We start from the raw sequence: 23,075 nt of genomic DNA, 5'->3' as shown, positions 1-23,075 counted from the left end.
GGAGACGAAGCCATGGACGGGCTCGTAACGACCGAATGGCTGGCCGGCGCAGATCATGTGCTGGTGCTCGATGCAACCTACACCTCGACGATCCCGGGATCGCCGCCGCGCAACCCGCGGGCGGAGTTCGAGGTCGAGCATATCGCGGGCGCACGCTTCCTCGATCTCGACACGCTGGTCGACGAGACCAGCCCGCTCCCCTCGACCATGCCGACCGTCGCCAAGATCGCCGAGCGGCTGCGCGCGCTGGGGGCCAGCACCGAGACGCCGATCGTCCTGTACGACAATAGCCCGCATCACACGTCATGCCGCGCCTGGTGGGTGCTGCGGCTCGCCGGAGTCGACGTGGCGCTTCTCGACGGCGGCATGGCCAAGTGGAAGGCCGAGGGCCGTCTGTGCACCGCCGGGCCGCACCAGACCGAACCCGGCGATTTCGAAGCCCGAGCGCCCAGGGCTCGCGCCCGCACGCTCGAGGAGATGAAGGCAGAGACCGGCCAGATCGCCGACGCCCGCGGACAGGCGCGCTTCACCGGCGAGGAGGCGGACCCGCGCGCGGAAGTCGCTGCCGGACATATTCCCGGCTCGAAGAACATCCCGTACCCCAGATTCTTCAATGCCGACGGCACCTGGAAGGCACCCGAGCACATCCGGGCGGTGTTCGAGGAACATGGCATCGACCTCGGCCAGCCGCTGGTCACCACCTGTGGCTCAGGCATCACCGCCGCGATCCTGGCGTTCGGCGCGCATCTGCTCGACAACGAAGCCGCGCTATATGACGGCAGCTGGACCGAATGGGGTAGCCGTCCCGAGACCGCCAAGGCATTGGGCCCGGCATGAGCAGCGAAAAGCACGACAAGACCAAGGTTGTTTCCGCCGGCCGGCGCAAGGAATGGACCCAGGGCATCGTCAACCCGCCGGTTTGGCGCGCCTCGACGATCCTCTACGATAATGTCGCGGACCTGCGTGCCAGCGGCGCGAAGGACACGCATCACCGCCTGTTCTATGGCCGCCGTGGCACGCCGACCCAGTGGTCGCTCGCCGAGGCGCTGACCGAGCTGGAGCCCGGCGCCGAGGCGACCCTGCTCTACCCCTCGGGCGTCGCCGCGATCATCTCGACCCTGCTCGCCCTGCTGTCGCCCGGCGATCACCTGCTGGTGCCCGACAGCACCTATGATCCCACCCGCAACTTCGCCAACGGCCTGCTCAAGCGGATGGGCATCGAGACCACCTATTACGATCCGCTGATCGGCGAGGGCATCGCGGCACTGTGTCGCGAGAACACCAGGGTGATCTTCCTCGAAAGCCCGGGCAGCCTGACCTTCGAGGTGCAGGACGTGCCGGCGATCGTCGCAGTGGCGAAGAATCGCGGCATCGCCACAGTGCTCGACAATACCTGGGCGACGCCCCTGCTTTTCCCGGTGATCCAGCTGGGGATCGACTACACCATCCTCGCCGCCACCAAGTACGTCGTCGGCCATTCGGACGTGATGCTCGGCTCGGTCACCGCGGCCGAGGGCAAGTATCAGAAGCTGCGCGACACCAGCTACCAGCTCGGCCAGACCGCCAGCCCCGACGATGCCTGGCTCGGCGCCCGGGGCTTGCGGACCATGGCGATCCGGCTGGAGCAGCATGGCCGCGCCGCGATGCAGATCGCCGAGTGGCTCAAGACCCGGCCCGAAGTGGCGCGGGTGCTCCACCCGGCACTGCCCGACTGCCCGGGGCATGACCTGTTCCTCCGCGACTTCAAGGGCGCATCGGGCCTCTTCTCCTTCGTCCTGAACGGTGGCGGCGAGAAGGAACGCGCGGCGCTGATCGACAGCCTGGAGCATTTCGGCATCGGCTATAGCTGGGGCGGCTATGAGAGCCTGGCCCTGCCGGTCGATCCGCAGCGCTTCCGCACCGCCACCGAGTGGAAGGCCGAGGGGCCGGTGGTCCGCCTGCAGATCGGGCTCGAGGACCCGGACGACCTGATCGCCGATCTGGAGCAGGGCCTCGCGGCATTCCGGGACGCCCGGGGATGATGCAGCGGTTCGGCGACTGGCTGGCGGGGCACAATCTCCCCTCCCCTCCGGAGCTGAGCGAAGCAGGCATCGCCGTAGGACTTGCCGTTGCGGCGCTCGCGCTCGGCTGGATGGCCGGGCGACGCATCGGCCCGCGGATCGCCGAATATTGGTCGCGCGACGCCGAGCACGGGCCGCTGTTCAGCGGCCGCGTCTGCGAAGTGATCCGCCACGGCGTCGCGACCGTGCTGCTCGGCATCATACTCTCCGCCTGGAACTGGCATCCGCTGGCGGCGCTGGGCCTGGGCTTCGCCACCGGCGCCGCCGCCGCGATGTTCAGCATCGCGGTACTGCGCGGGCTCAACCTGCCGCGCTCGATCGCCTGGACGGCGGCCGCGATCGCCTTTGCCGCGATCCTGAGCCACGCGATCGGCGGGTTCGCCGCGACGCGCGAGACGCTGGAGCGCGTCGGCATCGACATCGGCGCGCGGCGGCTCACCCTGCTCTCGCTGCTGAGCATCAGCATCACCGTGCTGCTGCTCTTCGCCGGCGTCCGCCTGTTCAACCGCATCCTTACCCAGTGGATCGCAGGCGCCCGCGGCTTCGACCCGACCCAGAAGCTGCTGTTCCAGAAGCTGGCCGCGATCGCCGCGGTGATCGTCGCCTTCTTCGTCGGCATCGACCTGCTGGGGATCGACCTCACCGCCTTCGCGGTCTTCTCCGGCGCCTTCGGCCTGGCGATCGGCTTCGGCCTGCAGAAGACGATCGGCAACCTGATCGCCGGGATCATCCTGCTGATGGACCGCTCGATCAAGCCGGGCGACGTGATCGTGGTGGGCGACAGCTTCGGCTGGGTGAACAAGATCGGCGTCCGCGCGGTCAGCGTCGTCACCCGCGACGGCAAGGAGCATCTGATCCCGAACGAGATCCTGATGACCCAGGAAGTGGAGAACTGGTCGTACACCGATCGCAATGTCCGCGTCCGCATTCCCGTCACCGTCGCCTATGACTGCGACCTCAAGCTCGCCCAGGAGCTGATGCTGCGCGCCGCCAAGGAGAGCCCGCGCGCGCTCAACGACCCGCCGACCAATGTCCGCCTCTCGGCCTTCGGCGAGAGCGGCGTGGAGCACGAGATACTCACCTGGATCAGCGATCCCGAGAGCGGCGTCGGCAATGTGAAGAGCGACGTGCTCAACCGGCTCTGGGCGATGTTCAAGGAGCACGGCATCGCGCTGGCGCTGCCCCAGCGCGAGGTGCGGATCACCCGGGACGACGGGAAGCGCGGCTGACGCAGCCGGCGGGATGCGGCCGATTCGGGCCGGCCGCGGGGCGCGGAAGTTTACGAAACATACGCTACGGGGCCCCTGTTTTCCCCACCCATGCCGCGCCCCGCGAAGAAGGCGATTGGCGCGGGAAACGAAGCTGGCTTGCATCCACCAGCATGGAGCAGGCGAAATCCTACATTGCAAGCGCGGGCCATTGCCCTTCCGGGGGCGTCGTCCCTATCTGTCCCCCGTGCCCGCCGCTTCCGTGACCGCCCGCATCGCCGATGGAGTCCGCTCGATCCTGCCGGGCGACTGGGATGCGTGCGCGGGCGACCGCAACCCGTTCGTCAGCCATGCCTTCCTGTCGATCCTCGAACGCTCGGGATCGGTGAGCCCGCGCGCCGGCTGGCAATCGCTGCCGATCGTCATCGAGGACGGCCAGGGCGTGCCCGCCGCGATCGCCCCGGCCTATGCCAAGAGCCACAGTCAGGGCGAATATGTCTTCGACCATGCCTGGGCCGACGCCTGGGAGCAGGCGGGCGGGCAATATTATCCCAAGCTGCAGGTCGCAGTGCCCTTCACCCCCGTGCCCGGCCCGCGGCTGCTGCTGCGCGACGGCGCGATGGCACCCGGGCTGATCGCCGGAATCGAGGCGGTGACCGACCAGAACCGGCTGTCCTCGGCGCACGTCACCTTCCTCGACGACGCCCAGCTCCCTCTGTTCGAGGAAGCCGGCTGGCTGATCCGCGCCGGCACCCAGTTCCACTGGGCGAACGAAGGCTATGGCGATTTCGACGCGTTCCTGGGCGTGCTCGCCAGCCGCAAGCGCAAGGCCATCCGCAAGGAGCGCGCGGCGGCGGTGGAGGGGCTGACGATCCGTCACCTGAGCGGCGGCGAGATCGACGAGGCGCATTGGGACGTGTTCTGGACCTTCTACCAGGACACTGGCAGCCGCAAATGGGGCCGCCCCTATCTGACCCGCGAGTTCTTCTCGCTGCTCGGCCGCGAGATGGCGGACAAGGTGCTGCTGATCCTCGCCTATCGGGGCGACCAGCCCATCGCCGGCGCGCTCAACCTGATCGGCGCCGACACACTCTACGGCCGCTATTGGGGCTGCACCGAGGAAGTGCCCTTCCTGCATTTTGAGCTCTGCTACTATCAGGCGATCGACGCCGCGATCGCGCGCGGGCTGCAACGCGTGGAGGCGGGCGCCCAGGGCGAGCACAAGCTGGCGCGCGGCTATGCGCCGGTGACCACCTGGTCGGCGCATTACCTTCCCGATCCGGGCTTCCGCCGCGCCGTTTCCGACTATCTCGAGCGCGAGCGCGAATCGGTCGCCCAGGAGCAGGAATATCTCGGCGAGCTGACGCCCTTCCGCCGCGGCGGTTAGTGCCGCTTGCCCTTGTGCTTCGCCTTGTGCGTCGGACTGGGCGACGGCGTCGGCGTGGGAGTCGGCACCGGTGATTCCTCGGGCTCCGGCACCGGGCTCGCCTCGGGATCGGGCAGGCGGCTCTCGCCGCCATGGCCTTCGCGCAGGATGACGTCGCGCTCCCAGCGCGGCACCGGCAGCTCGCCGGGCTCGATCACCGGCGCGGGCACCGAATGATCGACCCTGAACAGCGCGCTCTCGCCGTCGCGCCATAGCTCGACCAGGCCCTGGTTGAAGCGCGGATCATATTTCGGCGGCTCGATCATCCAGACATAGTCGAACGCATCGCGCGGGAAACGCGACAGCGCCCAGGCGACCGGCCGCCAATATTCGCGCGGACACTGCACGTCGGTGACGATCTGCGAGGGATCATGGGCGAAGCGCTTGGCCGCCGCATAGCGCACGGTGAGCAGCTGCCCGCCGGCCATCGACCATTGATCGTTGGTGTAGGCAAGCTTGCGCTCCAGCGCGATCGCCGGGAGGTGCTGGAGGCGGGTCTGCTTCCACTCATAGCGACAGGTCTCGCCGACGAAGGTGATCAGCCGCGCGCCCTTGGGCAGATGGTCGAGCGCCTTCAGCTCGCGATCATAGGTGCTGCCATATTGCAGGAAGCTCCAGGTGGTCGCGCCGATGCGGATGCAGAAGAACGCCATGCCGAGCGCCGCGACCGTGGCGGCGCCGCGAATCGACAGGCCAGGCTTGGGCCGGATCGCGAGGATGCCGATGGCGAGCAGGAAGGGCACCAGCCGCATGTCGGCATAGGCCGAGCCGAACACGACGCGCGGCAGCAGCGCATAGACCAGGGCCAGGAAGATCGCCGACAGCGTCAGGTTGCGCGAATACTGGATGTTCGGATCGCGCACCGCCTTGAACAGCAGCAGGAACAGGACGCCGACCGAGGCAAGATCGAACAGCTGCCAGCGATCGCGGAAGACCTGGGTGATCCACAGCATCTTCGCGCGCCAGTTGAACATGTCGAAGGTCTGGCCGCTGACATGGCCGCCCGAGCGCCACAGCACCATCAGCAGCGCCGGCGGCACCAGCACGATACACTGCAGGCCGGCATAGAAGCAGGGCAGGAACCAGCCGCCGAACAGGTCCTTGTACCAGGGCAGGTCGGGATTGCGGCGCAGATCGTGCTGGCGGATCAGCTCGGCCGAGAAGGCGAGTATGCCGAGCAGCCCCCAGCCATAGGTGTGGCAGACCCAGATCAGCACCGAGATCGGCAGGAACACCAGGGTGCGGAAGGTGAACTTGCCGAGCCGCGCCAGTCGCAGCCACCAGCCGAAGGCGAGCAGGGCGAACGCCATCGACAGCGCGAAATTGACGAAGCCGAAATGGAACGGGAAGGCATAGGCGAGCGGCAGCGCGAACAGCGCGGTGGCCGGGATGCGGCCATGCACTTCGCGCGCGATCCACAGCATGCCCGCCACGGTCATCGCGGGAATCGCGATGACGATCAGCTTCACCGCCAGCTCGAGCCCGAAGACATAGTGGAGCGGGATGACCAGCAGATCGACCCCGAGATTGCCCATCAGGCTCCAGCGGAAATCATACCATTCGCGCAGGAAGGGATATTGGTCGTAGGTGAACTGGACGCCGTAGCGCCCCATGTGCCCCGGCAGATCGACCAAGGGCGGGATGGTCGGCCAGATCAGCGGAATGATGGCAATGAAGGTGCAGAGCGCCACGAACCATCGTGTCTGCCACCATTGTAACGCGTCGCCCCTGTTCATCCGGGGGCTTCTACGGGAGCAAAGCCCCTCGCCGCAAGCGGCGGATCACTTCACGGCGTACAGCGCGGACACTTTGTTCGACCAGACCAGCCGCACATCGCCCGCCAGAGCCGGCCGGGCGGGGAAATCGAGCGTCCAGACATAGCGGAAGGTGCCGCGATCGAAATCGCGGATCGCCTCGTCGAAATGCGTCGTCTTGTACTCGCACACCGCCGGATAGACGAGCTGCGAGGGATCGATTCGGTAGGGATCGGCCTCGGGATGGCGGGCGCGGAGCAGCTGCTGGCCCTCCAGCGCCCATTGCCCGTTCTCGAACACGTCGCGTCGCGCCACCGCGATGCCGGCGATATGGCCGAGCCGGTCGCTGTGCCACTGCGACGAGCAGGGTTCGTTGACCAGTACCAGCACCCCGGCGCCGCGCGGGATATGATCGACCGCCTCGAGCGCGGCCTGCTGGGTCTGGGCGAAGAGCAGGAAGGCGATCGTCGACGTGGTGATTCGCAACGCGAAGAAGCCGGCGCCGGCCAACGCCAGCCAGCGCTCCAGCCGCGCGTGCCCCGGCCGCACCCGCACCGCGGCCAGCGCGAGGGCGAGCGCAGGCGCGAGCATGCGCATGTCGACATAGGCGCCGCCGACGATCAGCCGCGGCAGCGCGACAAAGGCGATGAGGCAGAGCAGGGCCGCGGTGCCGGTGAGCGGATCGAAGCGGAGGCGCCGGTCGCGCACCGCGGCCCAGAGCAGCGCGAACAACAATGCCGCGCAGCCGACATCGTACCATTTCCACCGCTCGCGCAGCAGCGAAGGGAACCAGCTCGCCTTGGCCTTCCAGTCCCAGAGTGCGCCGTCGCCCGACGGCGCACCGAGCATCAGCAAGGCCGGGCCGGCGAGCGGCAGGCACCAGGCGCCGGCGCGGACCAGCGCTGCTCCCCGACCCCGCCCCGCCTCGCGCTGGCGGACCCATTCGGCGGCGAAGGCGAGCAGCCCGAACATGCCCCAGCCGAAGCTGTGCGCGATCCAGAGGACGAAGGCGATCGGCACGAACAGCACCGACCTGAGCGCGGGCCGGCTCGATAGTGCGCACCACAGCAGCAGCGCGTGCAGCGCCAGCCCGGCGGCGAGCATGAAGTTCACGAAACCGAACTGGAAGGCATAGCCATAGACGAGCGGGAAGCCGAAGGCGGCGGCGGGCGAAAGACTGCCTCCCGCACGCCGCGCGAGCAGGATCAGCCCGCTTACCCAGAGCGGCGGGATCAGCAGCACGACCAGCTTGGCGGCCGCCTCCGCATCCAGCACCGGCGACAGCGCCTGGACGATCAGGTCGACGCCGAGATTGCCGACCAGACTCCATTGGAAGATCCAGTGCCGCTGCAGGTCGGCCGATGCATGGAGTTGGGCCGCGATATGGTAGCGCCCGATATGGCCGGGCAGGTCGGCAAGCGGCGGCAGGGCGGGCGCGAGCAGGGGCACGCACGACGCCAGGATCGCGGCGAGCGCGAACCAGCGTGTCTCCCACCAATTGCCTGTCGATCGTTCCATCAGTGGCGCGGCGCCAGCCGGTAGAGGCGCAGCGGTGCGCCGTCGGAGCGGACCGGCACCAGCCAGTCGGGCACGGTGCCGGCGCGCAGTGCCTCGGCCAGGCCGTGCGGGGCCGCCTTGACGAAGGGATCGAGGTCGCCCGGGCAGAAGGCGACATAGTCGATGCCCCATTGCCGCGCGATCGCCTCCGATTGGGCGGGCGAACCCGTGAAGAAGTCGGTCATGGCACGATTCCCCCGATTGTTGCGATGATAGGGCGCTGCCAGCACCCCATGCGGGGTGGCGGCGAGCGCATAGGCGCCGAGATCGAACGGCGCGAGCAGATGGCCGGGCGGCAGCGCAGCCAGCCGGACCAGGCTGTCGGGTCCGGTGCAGCTCGGGCCGGATTCGGCCCCGGCGCGGAACAGATTGCTCGCTGCGATCGGATAGAGGATACCCGTCGCCGCGATCCAGGCGCCGGCCAGCACCAGCGCATTCCGCGCCCGCGCCGCGGCGATCATCACCGCCAGCGCCGGGGCGGACAGCAGCGCTGCGGGATAGGCGCCGCGCAGCTGGAGCAACGTCACCGCCAGCGCGACGGCCTGGAGCGAGACCAGGATCCACCAGCCCGCCTCTCGGCGGCGCCAGGCGATCGCGAGCGAGGCGGCCAGCCCGACCAGGGCGAGCCCGGCATAGGCCAAGCCGTTGGTGGGCGGCGCGGCGAAGAGCGGCTGCGCCTCGCCGACCTCGGCCAGCCAGATACGAGCGAGGACCGGATCGACGGCGCCATAGGGGTTCAGGCATTGCGGCGCGAGCAGCAGCACCGCAACACCCGCCATGCCACCGGCGATGGCGGCAGCGATGGCGCGGGCACCCAGCGACCGTCGACCGGCGAGCCCGAACAGGGCCAGTGCCAGCGGGGCGAGCGACGCGCATTCCGCCGCGCGCCAAGCCAGCCCGGTGAAGCCGTCACAGGCGATCACGTCCCAGCCGCTGGTGCGGAACAGCGCCCCGGCGCCGGCCAGGGCGATCGGCAGGGCGAAACCGAAGCCCGCCAGCCGATCGAGGCTGCCGGGCCGGTCAAGCACCCAGAGCAGCACCAGCGCCAGCCCGGCCACGCCGAGCAGCGGCAGGGTCTCCAGCCCGATGACCAGGGATGCCGTCACCGCCAGCGCCGCGACGATCCCGGCGCGCAGCGTGCCGGTGCCGAGCAGCGCGCGCACCAGCAGCAGGAGCAACACCATCTGCAGCGCGTGGTGATCGATCCGGCCGGGCATGAACAGGCTGATCGCGGGATAGGCGAGCCCGGCAAGCAGGATCGCGGTGGCCGACGGCGCACCCAGACGGCGGGCGATGGCGCCGGTCAGCAACAGCGCGGCGAAGAAGAGCAGCGCCGGCGAGAGGATCACCGCGGCAAGCTCGGCACCGTGACCGCCGAGCAGCGGCGTGAACAGGAGGATCAGCCCGACAGGCACCAGATCGGCCAGCCGCGACCAGTGCATCTCGAGCCCTGGCGCCGGCCCGAGCCGATGCTGGGCGAGATCGGCAAAGGCCTGGCCGCCCAGCCAGTCGCGGACCTGCTGGAGGCGGACCATGTCGTCCGTATCGGGCAGGCGCAGCGCGGCGAGATTCTGCCAGTCGCGCAGCGTCCAGGCCAGGCTCAGCACCACGGCAAGCAGCAGCGCGACACCAAGGTCGCGCCACGCTGCTCGGGGCGGGCTCGTTTCCATGCCTCCAGCGCTAGGCTGGTTTGGTTAATCCTGCGTTAGAGCCACCCTCCGGGCGCGTCGCTTCAGGCAATCCGCACCTTGCCGATCCGGTTGATACCGAGCTCGCTGAACCAGATGTCGCCGTCCGGCCCCTGGGTGATCCGGTGCATCACCGTGCCGCGCGACGGTGCGCGATAATAGCGGACATCGACGCCACTCAGATCGCCCTTCTCGGCATGGAGGATGTCGGCGGACAGGCGGACGATATAGTCGTCGGCAACCGGCCCGGTCGGCGGCGGGCTGACATATTGCTGGACCCAGAGATTGCCGGCATCGTCAAAGGCCAGCCCCGCCAGGATCGCGTTCGCCGCGGTGAGCGGCACCGGGAATTCGGTGATCGAGCCGTCCGCCTCGACCCGGCCGACCTTGCCGCCGGCTTCCTCGCTGAACCACATGCGCCCGTCCGGCCCGGGGACGATGGCGATCGGGCGGCTGTTGGCGGTGGGGATCGCGATTTCGACCGGCACGCCCCCTTCGGCCGGGATTCGCGCGATCCTGCTGCTGGTCAGCTCGGTGCACCACATCGCGCCATCCGGGGCGGCCGAAAGATAGATCGGCACCGCGCCCAGGGTGGGCAATGCATAGTGGCGGACCTCGAAGCTGTGTGAATCGACCCGGCCGACGGTGTTGGTGAGCTTGCCGGTGAACCACAAGGCGCCGTCCAGCCCGATGCCCAGCCCGTGCGGCCGGGTGTTGATCGGCGGATCGATGCCGGGGCCGTGGAGGCATACATCGACCAGCTGGGCGATCGTGCCGTCCTCGGCGATCCGGGCGAGCTGGCCATGCCCCTCGAACGTCACCCAGAGCTGTCCGTGAAGATCGAACTTGATGCCATGCGGCAGGCTGCCCGTCGGCATGGCGAAATAGGTCGCCTGGCCGTCGAGCGTCACGCGCGCGATATGGTCGTAATTCTGGCCCGAGACCCAGAAGACCTTCCCGCCATGCTGCCAATCATAGACCAGCTCATGCGTCGATCCGCCGCCCTCGACGCAGCAATGGGTGGAATCGGCGGCGGCGCAGCCGGTGGTCGGCGCCGCCCCGGGCCAGGCGAGCGGATATTCGATCACCTGACCGGCGGCGCAAGGCGTGGTGTCGATCGCCCCACCGTGATCCATGTGACCCATATCGTGATGCTGCATCGTCATGTCGTGCATGGCCAGTCCCCCGAAAGTCGCGAGGAAGCTATGCTTGGTCCGACAGCCCCGCAATGCGCAGTCACCGGGAGAAGCATCGGTTTCGGCAATATCCCGCCGGTCAGCGCGACACGATCCAGCGGCCTTCGCGGAACCGGTAGAGATTGGGCGAGATGCAGCGCGGCTGGCTCTCGCAATCCTCGCGCACAGTCTGCCTGAACTTGGCAAGGTCCGGGCCGTCCGGCATCAAACCGACAAAGACGTAATTGTCGGCAACGACGGTCACGAACAGGTCAGGGCCGGCCTTCGCGGCGATGCTCCGCCATGCCTTGCCGTCGATCAGCATGCTCGCGAGATATTCCTGATCCTGGAACACCATCGCGTTCGTCGCCAGCGCCGTACCCTCGGGCAGCGGCGGCAGTGCGGCCCTGGTCTGGTCCCAGGCGCGCCGCCATGCTTGGTCGCGCGTCATGCCGAGCGTCAGCAGCTTGTCGGGCGTCACCAACGCGACCGTCTCCGCCGAATCGGAAACCAGCACTGCGAACAAATCCTCGCCGATCGGCTCGGCCAGGATCAGAGGAGCGCCCTTCTCGAGCTGGCGGACATAGCCGACATATTGGGCGTCACGCACCGCCAAGCGCAACGACGCGGCCGTGAATGCCGGTGGTGCGGAATGCGCCAGGATCTTGTCGAGGAATTCGGTGCGGGTCGCGGCGCAGTCCGCCGGCGTCGCCTTCTGGCAATAGCCATAGATGCGGTGGAAGTTGAGAGTCGCCTCCTCCTTCCAGCCGCCGCCCTTGAGCGAGATCGACAGTGGATCGTCCTGCTGAACGATTTCGACCCCGGGCGATCGCTGCTTGATCTGGGCGATCATTCCGGCCGCAAAGCTTCGCGCGTCACTGGACTGCGCATGGCAGGCGGTGGCCGCCAACAGTGCGGCGCACGCCCATAGCGTCGCCATTCTTCGCAGAATCATCGCCCCTCCGGATCATCACCCGGAGGAAACGATAGCATGGCGGCTCCGCAACGGACGCAAGAAAGGTCCGAAGCGGAGTCTGCCGATATCAGCCCTCGCGGCGGCCGAGCAGGCGCAGGCGGAGCGCGTTGAGTTTGATGAACCCCGCCGCGTCACGCTGGTCATAGGCGCCCTGGTCGTCCTCGAAGGTCACGACCTTCTCGCTGTAGAGCGAATAGGGCGACTTGCGACCGGTGACGCTCACGCTGCCCTTGTAGAGCTTGAGGCGAACCGTGCCGGTTACCTTCTCCTGGCTATAGTCGATCGCGGCCTGGAGCATCTCGCGCTCGGGGGCGAACCAGAAGCCGTTATAGATCAGCTCGGCATAGCGCGGGGCCAGCTCGTCCTTGAGGTGGGCAGCGCCGCGATCGAGCGTGATCTGCTCGATGCCGCGATGGGCGAGGTGATAGATGGTGCCGCCCGGCGTCTCGTACATGCCGCGCGACTTCATGCCGACGAAGCGGTTCTCGACCAGGTCGAGACGGCCGATGCCGTGCTTGCGGCCGAGCTCGTTGAGCGCGGTCAGCAGGGTGGCCGGGCTCATCGCCACGCCGTTCAGCGCCACGCCGTCGCCGCGCTCGAAATCGATCGTGATGACTTCCGGCTCGTTAGGCGCGTCTTCCGGGTTCACCGTGCGCGAATAGACGTAATCGGGCACTTCCTCCCATGGATCCTCGAGCACCTTGCCCTCGGACGAGGTGTGGAGAAGGTTCGCGTCGGTCGAGAAGGGCGATTCGCCACGCTTGTCCTTGGCGACCGGAATCTGGTGCTTCTCGGCGAACTCGATCAGCCTGGTGCGGCTGGTCAGGTCCCATTCGCGCCAGGGCGCGATCACCTTGATGTCCGGGTTGAGCGCGTAATAGCCGAGCTCGAAGCGGACCTGGTCGTTGCCCTTGCCGGTGGCGCCGTGGCTGACCGCGTCGGCGTTGACCATCTTGGCGATCTCGATCTGACGCTTGGCGATCAGCGGACGCGCGATCGAGGTGCCGAGGAGATACAGGCCCTCATAGAGCGCGTTGGCGCGCATCATCGGGAAGACGAAATCCTTGACGAACTCCTCGCGCAGATCGTCGATGAAGATGTGCTCGGGCTTCACGCCGGCCATCTCGGCCTTCTTGCGCGCCGGCTCGAGCTCCTCGCCCTGGCCCAGGTCGGCCGTGAAGGTCACGACCTCGCACTGATATTCCTGCTGGAGCCATTTCAGGATCACGCTCGTGTCCAGGCCGCCCGAATAGGCGAGCACGACGCGGTTGATCTTGTCTGACATGGGCGACTCCGGGAACATTCTGGGAAAACCGGGGCGCTCTAGGGTCCACGCGCCGCTTCCGCAAGTTTTGTGGCCAGAGCATGCTATGCCTGACGGACATGGAGGGACGAATGGCCGAGCTCAAGACGAGGGCGACCGAAGTGAAGGTCGCGGACTTCATCGCCGCGGTACCCGATCCCGTGCGGCGTGCCGATGCCGAGATCGTCCGCGAGATGCTGCAGCGGCTGACCGGCGAGGAACCCCGAATGTGGGGGCCGACGATCATCGGCTTCGGCAGCTACCGCTATACCTATGACAGCGGCCATTCGGGCGAGATGTGCCGGATCGGCTTCAGCCCGCGCAAGGCCGAGCTGGTCCTGTACGTGCTGACCGGCAAGCCCGATCAGGAGCCCCTGCTCGCCCGGCTTGGCAAGCACAAGACGGGCAAGAGCTGCCTTTACGTCAAGAAGCTGGCTGATGTGGACCTGGCGGTGCTGGAGGAGATCACCCGCACCGCCATCGCCCATATGGACGCGACCTATCCGGCCTGACGCAGCGTCACCTTGTGCGGCTCGCGCAGCTCGCGCTCGCCGTCGAACATATAGTCGCGGCTGAGCGGCAGCGCGTCGCGCGAGCGCGAGAATTGCAGCTGGTAGTTTACCAGGCCGCCATATTGGAAGCTGACGTAGCAGCCGGCCAGGTAGAAGCACCACATGCGATAGAAGCGCTCGTCGTACAGGCCGATGATCGCGTCGCGCGCTGCGACGGTGCGCTCGTACCAATGCTTGAGCGTCTCGGCGTAATGGAGGCGCAGCACCTCCACATCGGTCATGAAGTAGCGCAGGCCTTCATAGCCCTTGGCGATCTCGGACAGCGCCGGGATATAGCCGCCGGGGAAGATGTACTTGAGCGTGAAGGTGTCGGTGACGCCGGGTCCGCCGGCGCGGCCGATCGTGTGGAGCAGCATCACGCCTTCCGGCGTCAGCAGCTCGCGGACCTTGCGGAAGAAGGTGCGGTAGTGCGGCGTGCCGACATGTTCGAACATGCCGACCGAGACGATACGGTCGAACGCGCCGGTCAGGTTGCGATAGTCGATCAGCTCGAACTTCACCTTGTCCGCCACGCCGGCATCGAGGGCGCGCTGGCGAGCGACCTTGAGCTGCTCCTCCGACAAGGTGACGCCCAGCACCTCGGCGCCGGTCTTCTGGTGGATGTAGAGCGCCATGCCGCCCCAGCCGCAGCCGATGTCGAGCACCTTCATGCCCGGCTCGATCGCCAGCTTGGCGACGATGTGCGCCTTCTTGTCGAGCTGGGCCTGTTCCAGGCTGATGCCGGGGGCGCTGAAATAGGCGCAGCTATATTGGCGGTCGGTGTCGAGGAAGAGATCGTAGAGCTTGCCCGACAGGTCGTAGTGATGCGCGACGTTCTTCTTCGAGCGGCGCTGCATGTTGATCCGCCCGAGGCGGAACGCCAGCTTGTCCGTCACCTTCTTGAGCGTGCTCGGCATCAGCACCGAATTGTCGTCCTCCCAGCGATTGTTCGCCGCGAAGAGGATCAGCAGGTCGAGGACCTCACCTTCGACGATGTCGATGTCACCGTCCATGAACGCCTCGGCAGCGCCGAGCGACGGATCGCGCAGGATACGCCGCGTCGCACCCGCTCCGAATCGGATCGTTACCGGCTTGAGCGCGGGATCGGGTTCGCCGAAGCTCTGCTGGGTGCCATCCGCGTGGATGACGGTGAGTTGTCCGCGCTTCACTGCGCGTGCGAAAAATCGATCAATCAACGCCATTCAGCCGTCACCCACCTTGCGAGGTCAACAGCCCCCGTACGCAACTTAGGGATATACGCGATTTCCGCAATATTTCCGCGACTGCGAAGAATCCGACATAATCAGATGCCGGCGTACCATTCGTAGCCGGCGATATCCTCCCAGAAGCCGCCCTTGCCGCGGCCGATCCCGTCCAGGCTCGCCACCGCCTCGATCCGCATGACATATTTGGCGTGCTTGTAGCCGAGTTGACGCTCGACCCTGAGACGCAGGGGTGCGCCGTGCCCGACGCCCAGCGGAGTGTCGTTCATCGACCAGGCGAGGATCGTCTGGGGATGGAAGGCATCGATGAGGTCGATGGATTCGTAATAGGGGATCTTCCGCTGGCCAAACACGTCGGCGCAGTGAAATACGATGTAGCGGGCGCCGTCCCGGAGCCCCGCGAGGCGGAGGACCTGCTCGAGCTGCGGCCCCTGCCACTTGCCGATCGCGCTCCACCCCTCGACGCAATCGTGGCGGGTGATCTGGGCGCGCTGGGGCAAGGCGCGCAGCTGCGCCAGGCTGAGCGACAGCGGCCGCTGGACCATCCCGCCGACCTGCAGCCGCCAGTCGGCAAAGCCATTGGCGGCGAGCGCATTGTACTCGGGCGTGTTCGGATTGGCGGTGCCGTTGGTCCGGAAACGCGGGCTGCGCTGGTCCGGGCGGAACTCGCGCGCCAGCGCCGCGCGGCCGGTGACCGAGCGCTGGAGATAGCGGTTCGCCTCCTCCGCGCTCAGCAATATCGGGCTGTTGCTCCAGGCGTCGCAGCCCGCAAGCAGCGTGGCGCCGCCGGTGACGATCAGATTGCGCCGCGTGATCATTCCGCCGGCTCCCCCTCGGGCAGTTTCCACCAGCCGGTGATCATCGATCGCACCTCGTTGATCGGGCCCGCCAGGATCACCAGCGTCAGGTGCACCACCACGAAGCCGCTCGTCAGCGCCATCGCGATGAAGTGGAGCGAGCGGGCCGACTGGCGCCCGCCGAACATGTCGGCGATCCAGGGCCACATCGCCGGGGCCAGGGCCAGGCCGGTGAGGATCAGCAGCGGCAGCAGCACAAACAGCACCAACGCATAGCTGAGCTTCTGGAAGAGATTATAGGCGCGCGGATCGGCGGGATCGTGGAAGCGCATCTGCCAATGCGCCTCGAGGTCCCCGACGACATGCGCGGCGTTCAGCTCGGCACGGCGGATGCGCAGGTCGCGCTGGAGGTGCCGGTTGGCGAGGCTCCACAGCAGATAGACCAGCAGCGAGAAGGCGAGAACGAGCGCGAAGAACAGATGCCAGTGCCGCGCCCCGGCCAGGTCATAGGTGGAGGGCAGGGTCAGCCAGCCCGGCCATTGCGGCAGCTTGAGCCAGGCCTGGTCGAAATTCGCGCCGTAATTGCCCCAATAGAGGCGCGGATGGGCGTTGAAGATCATCAGCCCGCTGGGGATCATGACCAGCACCGCGAGCGCATTGATCCAGTGCCAGATGCGCGTGATCAGCCGGTGGCGATAAACCTGCATGTGTTCCTGCTCAGCCGATCATCCGTAGGCGCGTAGGAAGAAGACTATGGTCGTCGCCGCGGTGACCAGCAAGGTCCAGATTCGCACCAGATCGTGCGGCAGCCGCTTGCCGACATGCGCGCCGAGCCATCCGCCCAGCACACCGCCGAGCAGCATCGGCAGGCAGGCCGACCAGTGCACCATCCCCATGCCGACGAACACGAAGGCCGCGGCGAAATTGGCGACCGCGAGCATCAGCGTGCGGATCGAGAAGAGCGAGCGCGGATCGGCGCCGGCGAGCAGGCCGTAGACCGCGGTGGTGATCAGCCCGACCCCGCCGCCGAAATAGCCGCCATAGACACCGAGCAGGCTCTGCGTGGTGACCAGGGTGCGCGGCCCGATGGTGACGCGCGCGTGCAGCCAGTCCGACGCGCGCTTGCCGAACACCATCACGACGAAGGCGAAGAGCAGCAGCCAGGGGATGATCATGTCGAAGGCGCGCGAAGGCGTGATCACCAGCAGCGCACTGCCGACCAGCCCGCCGGCAAAGGTGATCGCGGCGAGCCAACGCACCGACATGCCGCCGACCGGCGCCAGCTCGTCGCGATAGGTCCAGGCGCTCGCCCCGGCACCGGGCAGCAGCGCGACGTTCGAGGTCGCATTGGCGATGTTCGAAGGCAGGCCCAGCGCGATCAGCGCAGGCAGGGTCGCGAAGGTCCCGCCCCCCGCCAGCGCGTTCATCACGCCGCCGAGCACGCCGGCGGCAAGCGGGAAGATCAGGGTGGAGGGATCGAGCACGCCTCCCCTTCCCGTCCAGCCATCGGCTTGTCGAGCGGTTTCTGGCTTCGAAGGCCGCTCAGCCGAACGGAAGCAGGTGGCGATGCGGGAAGTCGGTCTTCCCCCAATGCGAGACATAGACGTGCGGCGCGCTCAGCACGACGCTGAACTGGCATTGCGGGCGGATCGCGGCCAGCGCGCGATACTCGGCCTCGCTGAGCCGTGCATTGCGCAGGCGAATGCCCCAGGCCCGTTCCATCACCGACGAGCGGAACAGCCGCTCATAATCGGCAAAGGGCGTCGAATCCCATTCGGGCGCCTCCGCCGGTCGCAGCGACAGGAACGGCGCGCTCGAATCGGTGAAGTCGACAAAGCCCAGCGCCGGCAACCGCGTCGCTTCGGCGAGATGGGCGATGAAGCCGCGGGTACGCCAGTCGCCGCCGGTGCGGATGCGCCTGAGCGCGGGCAGATCGAGCGCGAAGAAGCCGGGCTCGGGCGCCTGCGGCAATTCCAGCGTGCGCAGCGCGGACATCGAGCCGATCAGCGCCGGGAGCTGGTCCTCGGTCACGCAGGCCTGATTGTGGTCGCCGGGATCGGAGATCGCCACCTGGAAGGCGCGCAGGCCCGAGAAATCGGGACTGGCCGCGATCAGCGGCGCGAAGTCCCATTCCTTCAGGCCATTGGCGCCTTCGTCCGGCCCAGAGATGCACAGCTGGACGATGTGCGGCGCGATGCCGGGGCGGCCGAGCAACTCGAGGAATTCGCCCCAGCCTTCATATTCCGAGCCGCGATACCCCACCGCGAGCGCGCCGCCGAGATCCGCGACCGACAGGCGCGAGCAATGGTCGGGCTCGAGCAGGCGCTGGGCCTGCCATTCGACCTCATCGCCCTCTTCGACTTCCTGGGCTTCGGCCGCGGCTTCGTTGAGCATGGCCTGGAGCCCGCGCAGTTCCGCCAGCGCCGACTCCAGGGACAGGCTCACCCGAGCGCCGCCATCTTCTCCTCGGCCTCGCGATCCATCTGGGCGCGACTCTTCTTCTCCGCCGCGGTCTTGAGCTGGCCGCAGGCTGCGTCGATGTCGCGGCCGCGCGGGGTGCGGACCGGCGCCGAGATGCCCGCCTCGAAGATGATGTTCGAGAAGGCACGGACCCGCTCGGGCGTCGACGTATCGTAGGGCGCGCCGGGCCAGGGGTTGAACGGGATCAGGTTCACCTTGGCGGGCAGGTTGTACTTCTTGAGCAGGCGGACCAGCTCGCGCGCCTCTTCGTCGCTGTCGTTCTTGTCCTTGAGCATGACATACTCGAAGGTGATGCGGCGGGCATTGTTGGCGCCGGGATAATCGGCACAGGCCTGGAGCAGCTCCTCGATGCCGTACTTCCGGTTGAGGGGCACGATCTCGTCGCGGACTTCCTTGGTCACCGCGTGCAGCGACACCGCCAGGTTGACGCCGATCTCCTCGCCGGCGCGGGCCATCATCGGCACCACGCCCGAGGTCGACAGCGTGATGCGGCGCTTCGACAGCGCGAGGCCGTCGCCGTCCATCACGATCGACAGGCCGTCGCGGACATTGTCGAAATTGTAGAGCGGCTCGCCCATGCCCATCATCACGATGTTGGTGAGCATGCGGCCCTCGGGCTGGCTCGGCCATTCGCCGAGCGAATCGCGGGCCAGCATCACCTGGCTGACGATTTCGCCGGCCGTCAGGTTGCGCACCAGCCGCATCGTGCCGGTGTGGCAGAAGCGGCAGTTGAGCGTGCAGCCGACCTGCGACGAGACGCAGAGCGTGCCGCGGTCCGCATCGGGGATGAAGACCATCTCGTAATCCTGGCCGTCGGCCGAGCGGAGCAGCCATTTGCGCGTGCCGTCGGTCGAGACCTGCGCCTCGACCACTTCGGGGCGGCCGATCACGAAACGCTCGGTGAGCCAGGGATGCTGCGCCTTGGCGATGTCGGTCATCGCCGAGAACTCGGTCGCACCGCGATTGTAGATCCAGTGCCAGATCTGCTTGGCGCGCAGCTTGGCCTGCTTGGGCTCGAGCCCGGCATCGGCCAGCACCGCGCGCATCTGGTCGCGGGTGAGGCCGATCAGGTCGGTACGACCGTCCTCGCGCACCACCGCGGGGCGGGGCACGGGCACGGGATCGATGTGCCCAGGGATGGGCATGGGCGCGGCCGAAGCTGTCTGCATGGCCGCGCACATAGTCGATCTTGCGCGATTATTCCAGTGACCCCAGCGCCTTGAGGCTGGCGCGCAGCGATTCGACCAGCGGGGTGTGCGGCTCCTCGCCCAGAAAGGCGACCAGCTCGCGATTGTCGAGGCGCACGGGGTGGTTCCAGAAGGGCCGCATTTCCAGCAGCTCGCGGATCGTCGGGTTGAAGAGCGCGACGAGCGGGAGGAGGGCCCAGGGCAGGCGCACCTGCTTCGCCTTTCGACCGCCCGCCTCGGCGATCGCCGACGGGAAGGCGCTGCCGTCAGGGTCCCAATGGCCGGCGAAGTGGAAGCGGGCGAAGCGGGGCAATTCCGCCTCGCGATCGAGCAGCCGGGCGAAGGTCTCGCCGACATCGGGGAGATAGGCCCAGGCATGCCCCGCGCCCTTGCGCCCCGGATTGGTGACCCGCGTCACCGGCTTGCCGGGGGTGATCATGCCCTGGGACAGCCAGGAGTTGCCCGGCTGCGGACCGTAATAGTCGCCAGCGCGCAGGATCAGCGCGCGGACGCCCGACTCGGCAATCCGTGCCTCCATCGCCTTGCGGATGCCGCCCTTGCGAGTGGCCGGTTCCTGGGGCGAATCGGGCCGGGCGACGGGAGTCTCCGCGGGATCGTAATTGTAGATCGTCCCCGGCAGGGCGAGCCGGGCGTCATTGGCCCAGGCGGCCTCGACACTGTTCTCCAGCATCGGCAGCACCCGCTTGTCCCATTCCCGATAGCCCGGCGGGTTCACCGCATGGACCAGCGCCGAGACGCCCTCCGCCGCGGCCAGCACGTCGCTGCGGACCATCGCGTCACCCTCGCGCCAGTCGATCCGCGGATCGAGCCCGGGGCGAAGCTGGCGGACCAGCCCGCGCACCTGCCAGCCCCTGGCGAGCAGCGCCCGCGCCGTCTCTCCGCCCACCCCGCCCGTCGCGCCGAGCACCAATGCGATCCGTTCCATTCCAGCCTCCTATCTTGTCGATGTTGGCGAAGGTGGAGGAAGGCGGACTAGAAGAAAATTGCCGAGCCTTTGCAGGCGGCATACAAGAATTTTATGAGCGAGATCGACTGGGAGCAACAGCGGGCCTTCCTGGCGGTGCTGGAGACCGGCAGCCTGTCCGGCGCCGCAAGACGGCTGAACCTTGCGCAGCCGACGGTTCGGACGCGGATCGAAGCACTGGAGGGCGCGCTGGGCACCCCGCTGTTCACCCGCTCCCCCGGCGGGCTCACCCCAACCGAGCGGGGGGCGGCACTGCACGAACATGCCCGCGCCATGGCCCTGGCTTCGGACGCATTCGTGCGCACCGCCTCCGCCGCGCCCGACGAAGTGGCCGGCACGGTGCGCGTCACCGCCAGCGAAGTGATCGCGGTGGAGGCGCTGCCGCCGATCCTCGCCGAACTCGCCCGCCAACATCCGCGTCTGGTGATCGAGTTGAGCCCCAGCAACCGCAACGAGGACGTGCTGCGCCGCGAAGCCGATGTCGCGGTCCGCATGGTGCCGCCCCGCCAGGAAGCGCTGGTCGCACGACGGATCGGGGTGGTGCCGCTCGGCGTGCACGCGCACCCGGACTATCTCGCCGACCGGCCCCTGCCCACTTCCATGGCCGAGCTGTCCGGGCACCGGCTGATCGGACCGCAGAGCGATTCGCCGACCCTGCGCGCCGTGCAGGCGGGCGGCTTCCCGATCCGTCTCGCCGACCTGAGCTTCCGCAGCGACAGCGACCATGCCCAGCTCGCCGCGATCCGTGCGGGGCTGGGAATCGGCGTCTGCCAGGTGCCGATCGGCAGACGGGACGGGTTGGTCCGGCTGCTGCCCGACTTCACCTTCGACCTGGAGACCTGGGTGGTCTGCCACGAGGATCTGCGCGGCCTCGCCCGGGTCCGGACGGTGTTCGACGCACTCGTTTCGGGCCTCAAGGCCTATCTCAACTAACCCCAGGGGAGCCACGACGCACCGCGTTCGGCTTGTCCCGTTGCATCCCTGCACCGCAGCATTGCGTTCAAGGGGGTGAGTTAGTTGCGTTTTGGAGTGCAGAAATGAAGCTTATCGGTACGATCCTCGCCGGCGCGACGCTGGCCCTTGCCCCCGCCGCGATGGCCCAGACCATGCAGAGCAGCCCGGCACCGGCGACGCCGGACGCGTCGGCCCAGACCACCCCCGCTCCCGCCGCACCGCAGGCCAATGGCCCGGTAACCGACGCGGAAGTCGATCAGTTCGCCACGGCGGCACTCGAGGTCGAGAAGATCCGCAAGGACACCGCCACCCCCGACGCCGACAAGGGCGCCAAGATGGCCGCCGCCGCCACCGGCGCGGGCCTGACCGCCGAGCGCTTCAACGCGATCGGCCAGGCGATGCAGAGCGATCCGACGCTCAACAAGCGCATCCAGGCCGCCGCCACGGCGAAGCTCGCCGCTGCCGGCAAGGCGCCGGGTTCGACGCAGCCGTAAGTTCGGTTCAGACAAAAGGGAAAGGCCGGGCATCAGACCCGGCCTTTTTCTTGCCTGCCATCCCCGCCTTCGCGGGGGAAGGGAGACGCGTTTCCCCTACCCCTTCGCGCACCCCAGCGCCGCCGCGTCGATCGCGGTCGCCGCGCCCTTGAGCGCATAGCTGTCGGCAAAGGGGGCGCCGTTCGCGCCCAACGTCTCCACGCTCATGCTGCGCCCCGCGCGCATCGCGGTGACGATCGCGGCATCGGTGCGGGCGTCTGGTGCCCAGGCATCGCTGTCGCCGGCCTGCAGCTCGAAACGGCGCTCGCCGATCGACAGGGTCACCCGCGCGTTCGGCGCACGGGCACGGCTCAGCCGGATGTGGAGCTGGTTGCGCACCCCGTCGCGCGGCCAGTTCGCCACGCTGGCGAAGGGCCCGGCATCGCGGTGCTTCTCCACCGGCTGGGCGATGGCGAAGCAGCGCAGCGGCGAGGGATCGCGGAACGCGCCCCAGCTCTCATAGGTGCCGAGCGGCACCCGCCCCTGGGCGAGCAGCAGCAGGAGCGCCAGCGCGCTCATGCCGGCGCGGCGCCGCGGCCGGTGCCGAGATGCACCACCGTCTCCACCCCGCCCTCGATCTTCACCACCGAGCCCTGGGGCAGATCGGGCGCCACCGCCGCGCCGAATTCCGGCCGGACCGGCAGGCCGGTCATCACCCCGCGCAGGATGCGGCTCGACATGCCGTGCATGATCACCAGCCGGTCGCCCGCATCGTCATCGGTATCGGCGAGCCAGGACGACACCCGGACCGCGATCGAATCATACCATTCGCCGCCCGGCGGCGGCCGTGTGTAGAGGCCCTGCTCGACGTCGAGGAAGCCCGGCGCCTCGGCCATCAGATCGGCATAATAGCGCCCGCTCCATTCGCCCATGCCGATCTCGACCAGCCGGTCGTCGTGCCGGGCCTGGTGCCAGTCGAGCTCGAGATGCTCGGCGATCACCGCCAGCGTCTGCAGCGCGCGGCCGGCGCTCGACGACCACAGGGTCAGCTTCGGTTTCGGCCCGAGGATCTCGCGCAATGCGGCGCCCATCGCATCGGCCTGGGCGAAGCCGGCGCGGGTGAGCGGGGTGTGCGGATGATCGCCCTGCATGCGCCGGGCGATGTTGAACACGGTCTCGCCGTGGCGGGCGATGAAATCGCGGCCTTTGCGCTGGTTGGTCATCGCCGCCGCACAAGCCCTCGTGGCGAGAGAAAGGCAAGTGCCCAAATATGACCT

At 68.0% G+C, this 23,075-nt stretch carries 22 protein-coding genes; 7 read left to right on the top strand and 15 right to left on the bottom strand.

Translation table 11 applies throughout. The features are described 5' to 3' along the window. The first annotated feature begins 12 nt into the window (after positions 1-12). The 4 genes from GGR46_RS18950 to GGR46_RS18935 all read left to right on the top strand — a co-directional run bounded on the left by GGR46_RS18950 (position 13) and on the right by GGR46_RS18935 (position 4,655). Positions 13-837 (top strand): sulfurtransferase, encoded by an 825-nt coding sequence (locus GGR46_RS18950; RefSeq protein ID WP_183999561.1) that lies wholly within the window; start codon positions 13-15, stop codon positions 835-837. Next, positions 834-2,021, top strand: a complete 1,188-nt coding sequence (metC, locus tag GGR46_RS18945; RefSeq protein WP_183999560.1) for a cystathionine beta-lyase — start codon at positions 834-836, stop codon at positions 2,019-2,021. Before GGR46_RS18950 ends, metC begins: the two co-directional genes overlap by 4 nt. Then, positions 2,018-3,289, top strand: coding sequence for a mechanosensitive ion channel family protein (locus GGR46_RS18940; RefSeq protein ID WP_183999559.1), 1,272 nt, complete (start codon positions 2,018-2,020; stop codon positions 3,287-3,289). Before metC ends, GGR46_RS18940 begins: the two co-directional genes overlap by 4 nt. A gap of 226 nt (positions 3,290-3,515) precedes the next feature. Next, positions 3,516-4,655: a GNAT family N-acetyltransferase gene (locus GGR46_RS18935; RefSeq protein WP_343058246.1), complete on the top strand. Its 1,140-nt coding sequence runs from the start codon at positions 3,516-3,518 to the stop codon at positions 4,653-4,655. Here the strand turns inward: GGR46_RS18935 and GGR46_RS18930 are convergent. From GGR46_RS18930 to GGR46_RS18905, 6 genes are all read right to left on the bottom strand, one after another. After that, positions 4,652-6,430: a hypothetical protein gene (locus tag GGR46_RS18930; RefSeq protein ID WP_246426217.1), complete on the bottom strand. Its 1,779-nt coding sequence runs from the start codon at positions 6,428-6,430 to the stop codon at positions 4,652-4,654. The two genes, GGR46_RS18935 and GGR46_RS18930, sit on opposite strands and share 4 nt — an antisense overlap. Positions 6,431-6,475: 45 nt before the next feature. Beyond that, positions 6,476-7,966 carry a hypothetical protein gene (locus GGR46_RS18925; protein ID WP_183999557.1) on the bottom strand — a complete coding sequence of 497 codons (1,491 nt, stop codon included), beginning with the start codon at positions 7,964-7,966 and terminating at the stop codon, positions 6,476-6,478. Then, positions 7,966-9,675 (bottom strand): hypothetical protein, encoded by a 1,710-nt coding sequence (locus GGR46_RS18920; protein ID WP_183999556.1) that lies wholly within the window; start codon positions 9,673-9,675, stop codon positions 7,966-7,968. Before GGR46_RS18920 ends, GGR46_RS18925 begins: the two co-directional genes overlap by 1 nt. Positions 9,676-9,737: 62 nt before the next feature. After that, positions 9,738-10,868 (bottom strand): Vgb family protein, encoded by a 1,131-nt coding sequence (locus GGR46_RS18915; protein ID WP_183999555.1) that lies wholly within the window; start codon positions 10,866-10,868, stop codon positions 9,738-9,740. Positions 10,869-10,968: 100 nt separating this feature from the next. Further along, a complete protein-coding gene (locus GGR46_RS18910) occupies positions 10,969-11,721 on the bottom strand; it encodes a hypothetical protein (RefSeq protein ID WP_183999554.1) in 753 nt (250 codons plus the stop codon). A 190-nt stretch (positions 11,722-11,911) separates the two neighbouring features. Next, positions 11,912-13,129: an argininosuccinate synthase gene (locus GGR46_RS18905; RefSeq protein ID WP_183999553.1), complete on the bottom strand. Its 1,218-nt coding sequence runs from the start codon at positions 13,127-13,129 to the stop codon at positions 11,912-11,914. Between the two features lie 110 nt (positions 13,130-13,239). Here GGR46_RS18905 and GGR46_RS18900 point away from each other — a divergent pair, with 110 nt between their 5' ends. Continuing rightward, complete coding sequence (locus GGR46_RS18900; RefSeq protein WP_183999552.1) at positions 13,240-13,659, top strand: DUF1801 domain-containing protein; 420 nt, start codon at positions 13,240-13,242, stop codon at positions 13,657-13,659. On the opposite strand, the gene GGR46_RS18895 is transcribed toward GGR46_RS18900, so the two are convergent. From GGR46_RS18895 to GGR46_RS18865, 7 genes are all read right to left on the bottom strand, one after another. Next, the gene (locus GGR46_RS18895; protein WP_183999551.1) at positions 13,647-14,900 is read right to left on the bottom strand and encodes an SAM-dependent methyltransferase; all 1,254 of its coding nucleotides are present in this window, start codon (positions 14,898-14,900) and stop codon (positions 13,647-13,649) included. The genes GGR46_RS18900 and GGR46_RS18895 overlap by 13 nt on opposite strands. Before the next feature lie 101 nt (positions 14,901-15,001). After that, positions 15,002-15,739, bottom strand: a complete 738-nt coding sequence (locus GGR46_RS18890; RefSeq protein ID WP_183999550.1) for a molybdopterin-binding protein — start codon at positions 15,737-15,739, stop codon at positions 15,002-15,004. After that, positions 15,736-16,425 (bottom strand): cytochrome b/b6 domain-containing protein, encoded by a 690-nt coding sequence (locus GGR46_RS18885; RefSeq protein ID WP_183999549.1) that lies wholly within the window; start codon positions 16,423-16,425, stop codon positions 15,736-15,738. Before GGR46_RS18885 ends, GGR46_RS18890 begins: the two co-directional genes overlap by 4 nt. Positions 16,426-16,443: 18 nt before the next feature. Continuing rightward, positions 16,444-17,202: a sulfite exporter TauE/SafE family protein gene (locus tag GGR46_RS18880; RefSeq protein ID WP_343058245.1), complete on the bottom strand. Its 759-nt coding sequence runs from the start codon at positions 17,200-17,202 to the stop codon at positions 16,444-16,446. A 58-nt stretch (positions 17,203-17,260) separates the two neighbouring features. Then, positions 17,261-18,163, bottom strand: coding sequence for a hypothetical protein (locus GGR46_RS18875; RefSeq protein WP_183999547.1), 903 nt, complete (start codon positions 18,161-18,163; stop codon positions 17,261-17,263). Continuing rightward, a complete protein-coding gene (rlmN, locus tag GGR46_RS18870) occupies positions 18,160-19,344 on the bottom strand; it encodes a dual-specificity RNA methyltransferase RlmN (protein WP_246426216.1) in 1,185 nt (394 codons plus the stop codon). The genes GGR46_RS18875 and rlmN overlap by 4 nt, the downstream gene beginning before the upstream one ends. Positions 19,345-19,396: 52 nt before the next feature. Next, complete coding sequence (locus tag GGR46_RS18865) at positions 19,397-20,332, bottom strand: NAD(P)H-binding protein (RefSeq protein WP_183999545.1); 936 nt, start codon at positions 20,330-20,332, stop codon at positions 19,397-19,399. 93 nt (positions 20,333-20,425) lie between these two features. Between GGR46_RS18865 and GGR46_RS18860 the strand changes: the two genes are divergently transcribed. Continuing rightward, complete coding sequence (locus GGR46_RS18860; RefSeq protein ID WP_183999544.1) at positions 20,426-21,304, top strand: LysR family transcriptional regulator; 879 nt, start codon at positions 20,426-20,428, stop codon at positions 21,302-21,304. Between the two features lie 104 nt (positions 21,305-21,408). Further along, the gene (locus GGR46_RS18855; RefSeq protein WP_183999543.1) at positions 21,409-21,819 is read left to right on the top strand and encodes a DUF4168 domain-containing protein; all 411 of its coding nucleotides are present in this window, start codon (positions 21,409-21,411) and stop codon (positions 21,817-21,819) included. Between the two features lie 96 nt (positions 21,820-21,915). Here GGR46_RS18855 and GGR46_RS18850 read toward each other — a convergent pair whose 3' ends face one another. Together GGR46_RS18850 and GGR46_RS18845 are read right to left on the bottom strand one after the other, a co-directional pair. After that, positions 21,916-22,377, bottom strand: coding sequence for an invasion associated locus B family protein (locus tag GGR46_RS18850; protein WP_183999542.1), 462 nt, complete (start codon positions 22,375-22,377; stop codon positions 21,916-21,918). After that, positions 22,374-23,021 (bottom strand): histidine phosphatase family protein, encoded by a 648-nt coding sequence (locus GGR46_RS18845; protein WP_183999541.1) that lies wholly within the window; start codon positions 23,019-23,021, stop codon positions 22,374-22,376. The genes GGR46_RS18850 and GGR46_RS18845 overlap by 4 nt, the downstream gene beginning before the upstream one ends. Between the last annotated feature and the right edge of the window lie 54 nt (positions 23,022-23,075).

Source organism: Sphingomonas kyeonggiensis (genome assembly GCF_014196745.1).
Classification (GTDB): Bacteria; Pseudomonadota; Alphaproteobacteria; order Sphingomonadales; family Sphingomonadaceae; genus Sphingomonas; species Sphingomonas kyeonggiensis.
The sequence above is the reverse complement of the archived record's forward strand: the minus strand, read 5'-3'. Positions and strand labels throughout refer to the sequence as shown.

Excerpts from the sequence above, each read along its gene's own strand:
- GGR46_RS18950 (WP_183999561.1), top strand. The coding sequence starts at position 13 with ATGGACGGGCTCGTAACGACCGAATGGCTGGCCGGCGCAGATCATGTG.
- metC (WP_183999560.1), top strand. The coding sequence starts at position 834 with ATGAGCAGCGAAAAGCACGACAAGACCAAGGTTGTTTCCGCCGGCCGG.
- GGR46_RS18940 (WP_183999559.1), top strand. The coding sequence starts at position 2,018 with ATGATGCAGCGGTTCGGCGACTGGCTGGCGGGGCACAATCTCCCCTCC.
- GGR46_RS18930 (WP_246426217.1), bottom strand. The coding sequence starts at position 6,430 with ATGAACAGGGGCGACGCGTTACAATGGTGGCAGACACGATGGTTCGTG.
- GGR46_RS18925 (WP_183999557.1), bottom strand. The coding sequence starts at position 7,966 with ATGGAACGATCGACAGGCAATTGGTGGGAGACACGCTGGTTCGCGCTC.
- GGR46_RS18920 (WP_183999556.1), bottom strand. The coding sequence starts at position 9,675 with ATGGAAACGAGCCCGCCCCGAGCAGCGTGGCGCGACCTTGGTGTCGCG.
- GGR46_RS18915 (WP_183999555.1), bottom strand. The coding sequence starts at position 10,868 with ATGCACGACATGACGATGCAGCATCACGATATGGGTCACATGGATCAC.
- GGR46_RS18910 (WP_183999554.1), bottom strand. The coding sequence starts at position 11,721 with ATGATCGCCCAGATCAAGCAGCGATCGCCCGGGGTCGAAATCGTTCAG.
- GGR46_RS18905 (WP_183999553.1), bottom strand. The coding sequence starts at position 13,129 with ATGTCAGACAAGATCAACCGCGTCGTGCTCGCCTATTCGGGCGGCCTG.
- GGR46_RS18900 (WP_183999552.1), top strand. The coding sequence starts at position 13,240 with ATGGCCGAGCTCAAGACGAGGGCGACCGAAGTGAAGGTCGCGGACTTC.
- GGR46_RS18895 (WP_183999551.1), bottom strand. The coding sequence starts at position 14,900 with ATGGCGTTGATTGATCGATTTTTCGCACGCGCAGTGAAGCGCGGACAA.
- GGR46_RS18890 (WP_183999550.1), bottom strand. The coding sequence starts at position 15,739 with ATGATCACGCGGCGCAATCTGATCGTCACCGGCGGCGCCACGCTGCTT.
- GGR46_RS18885 (WP_183999549.1), bottom strand. The coding sequence starts at position 16,425 with ATGCAGGTTTATCGCCACCGGCTGATCACGCGCATCTGGCACTGGATC.
- rlmN (WP_246426216.1), bottom strand. The coding sequence starts at position 19,344 with ATGCCCATCCCTGGGCACATCGATCCCGTGCCCGTGCCCCGCCCCGCG.
- GGR46_RS18865 (WP_183999545.1), bottom strand. The coding sequence starts at position 20,332 with ATGGAACGGATCGCATTGGTGCTCGGCGCGACGGGCGGGGTGGGCGGA.
- GGR46_RS18860 (WP_183999544.1), top strand. The coding sequence starts at position 20,426 with ATGAGCGAGATCGACTGGGAGCAACAGCGGGCCTTCCTGGCGGTGCTG.
- GGR46_RS18855 (WP_183999543.1), top strand. The coding sequence starts at position 21,409 with ATGAAGCTTATCGGTACGATCCTCGCCGGCGCGACGCTGGCCCTTGCC.
- GGR46_RS18850 (WP_183999542.1), bottom strand. The coding sequence starts at position 22,377 with ATGAGCGCGCTGGCGCTCCTGCTGCTGCTCGCCCAGGGGCGGGTGCCG.
- GGR46_RS18845 (WP_183999541.1), bottom strand. The coding sequence starts at position 23,021 with ATGACCAACCAGCGCAAAGGCCGCGATTTCATCGCCCGCCACGGCGAG.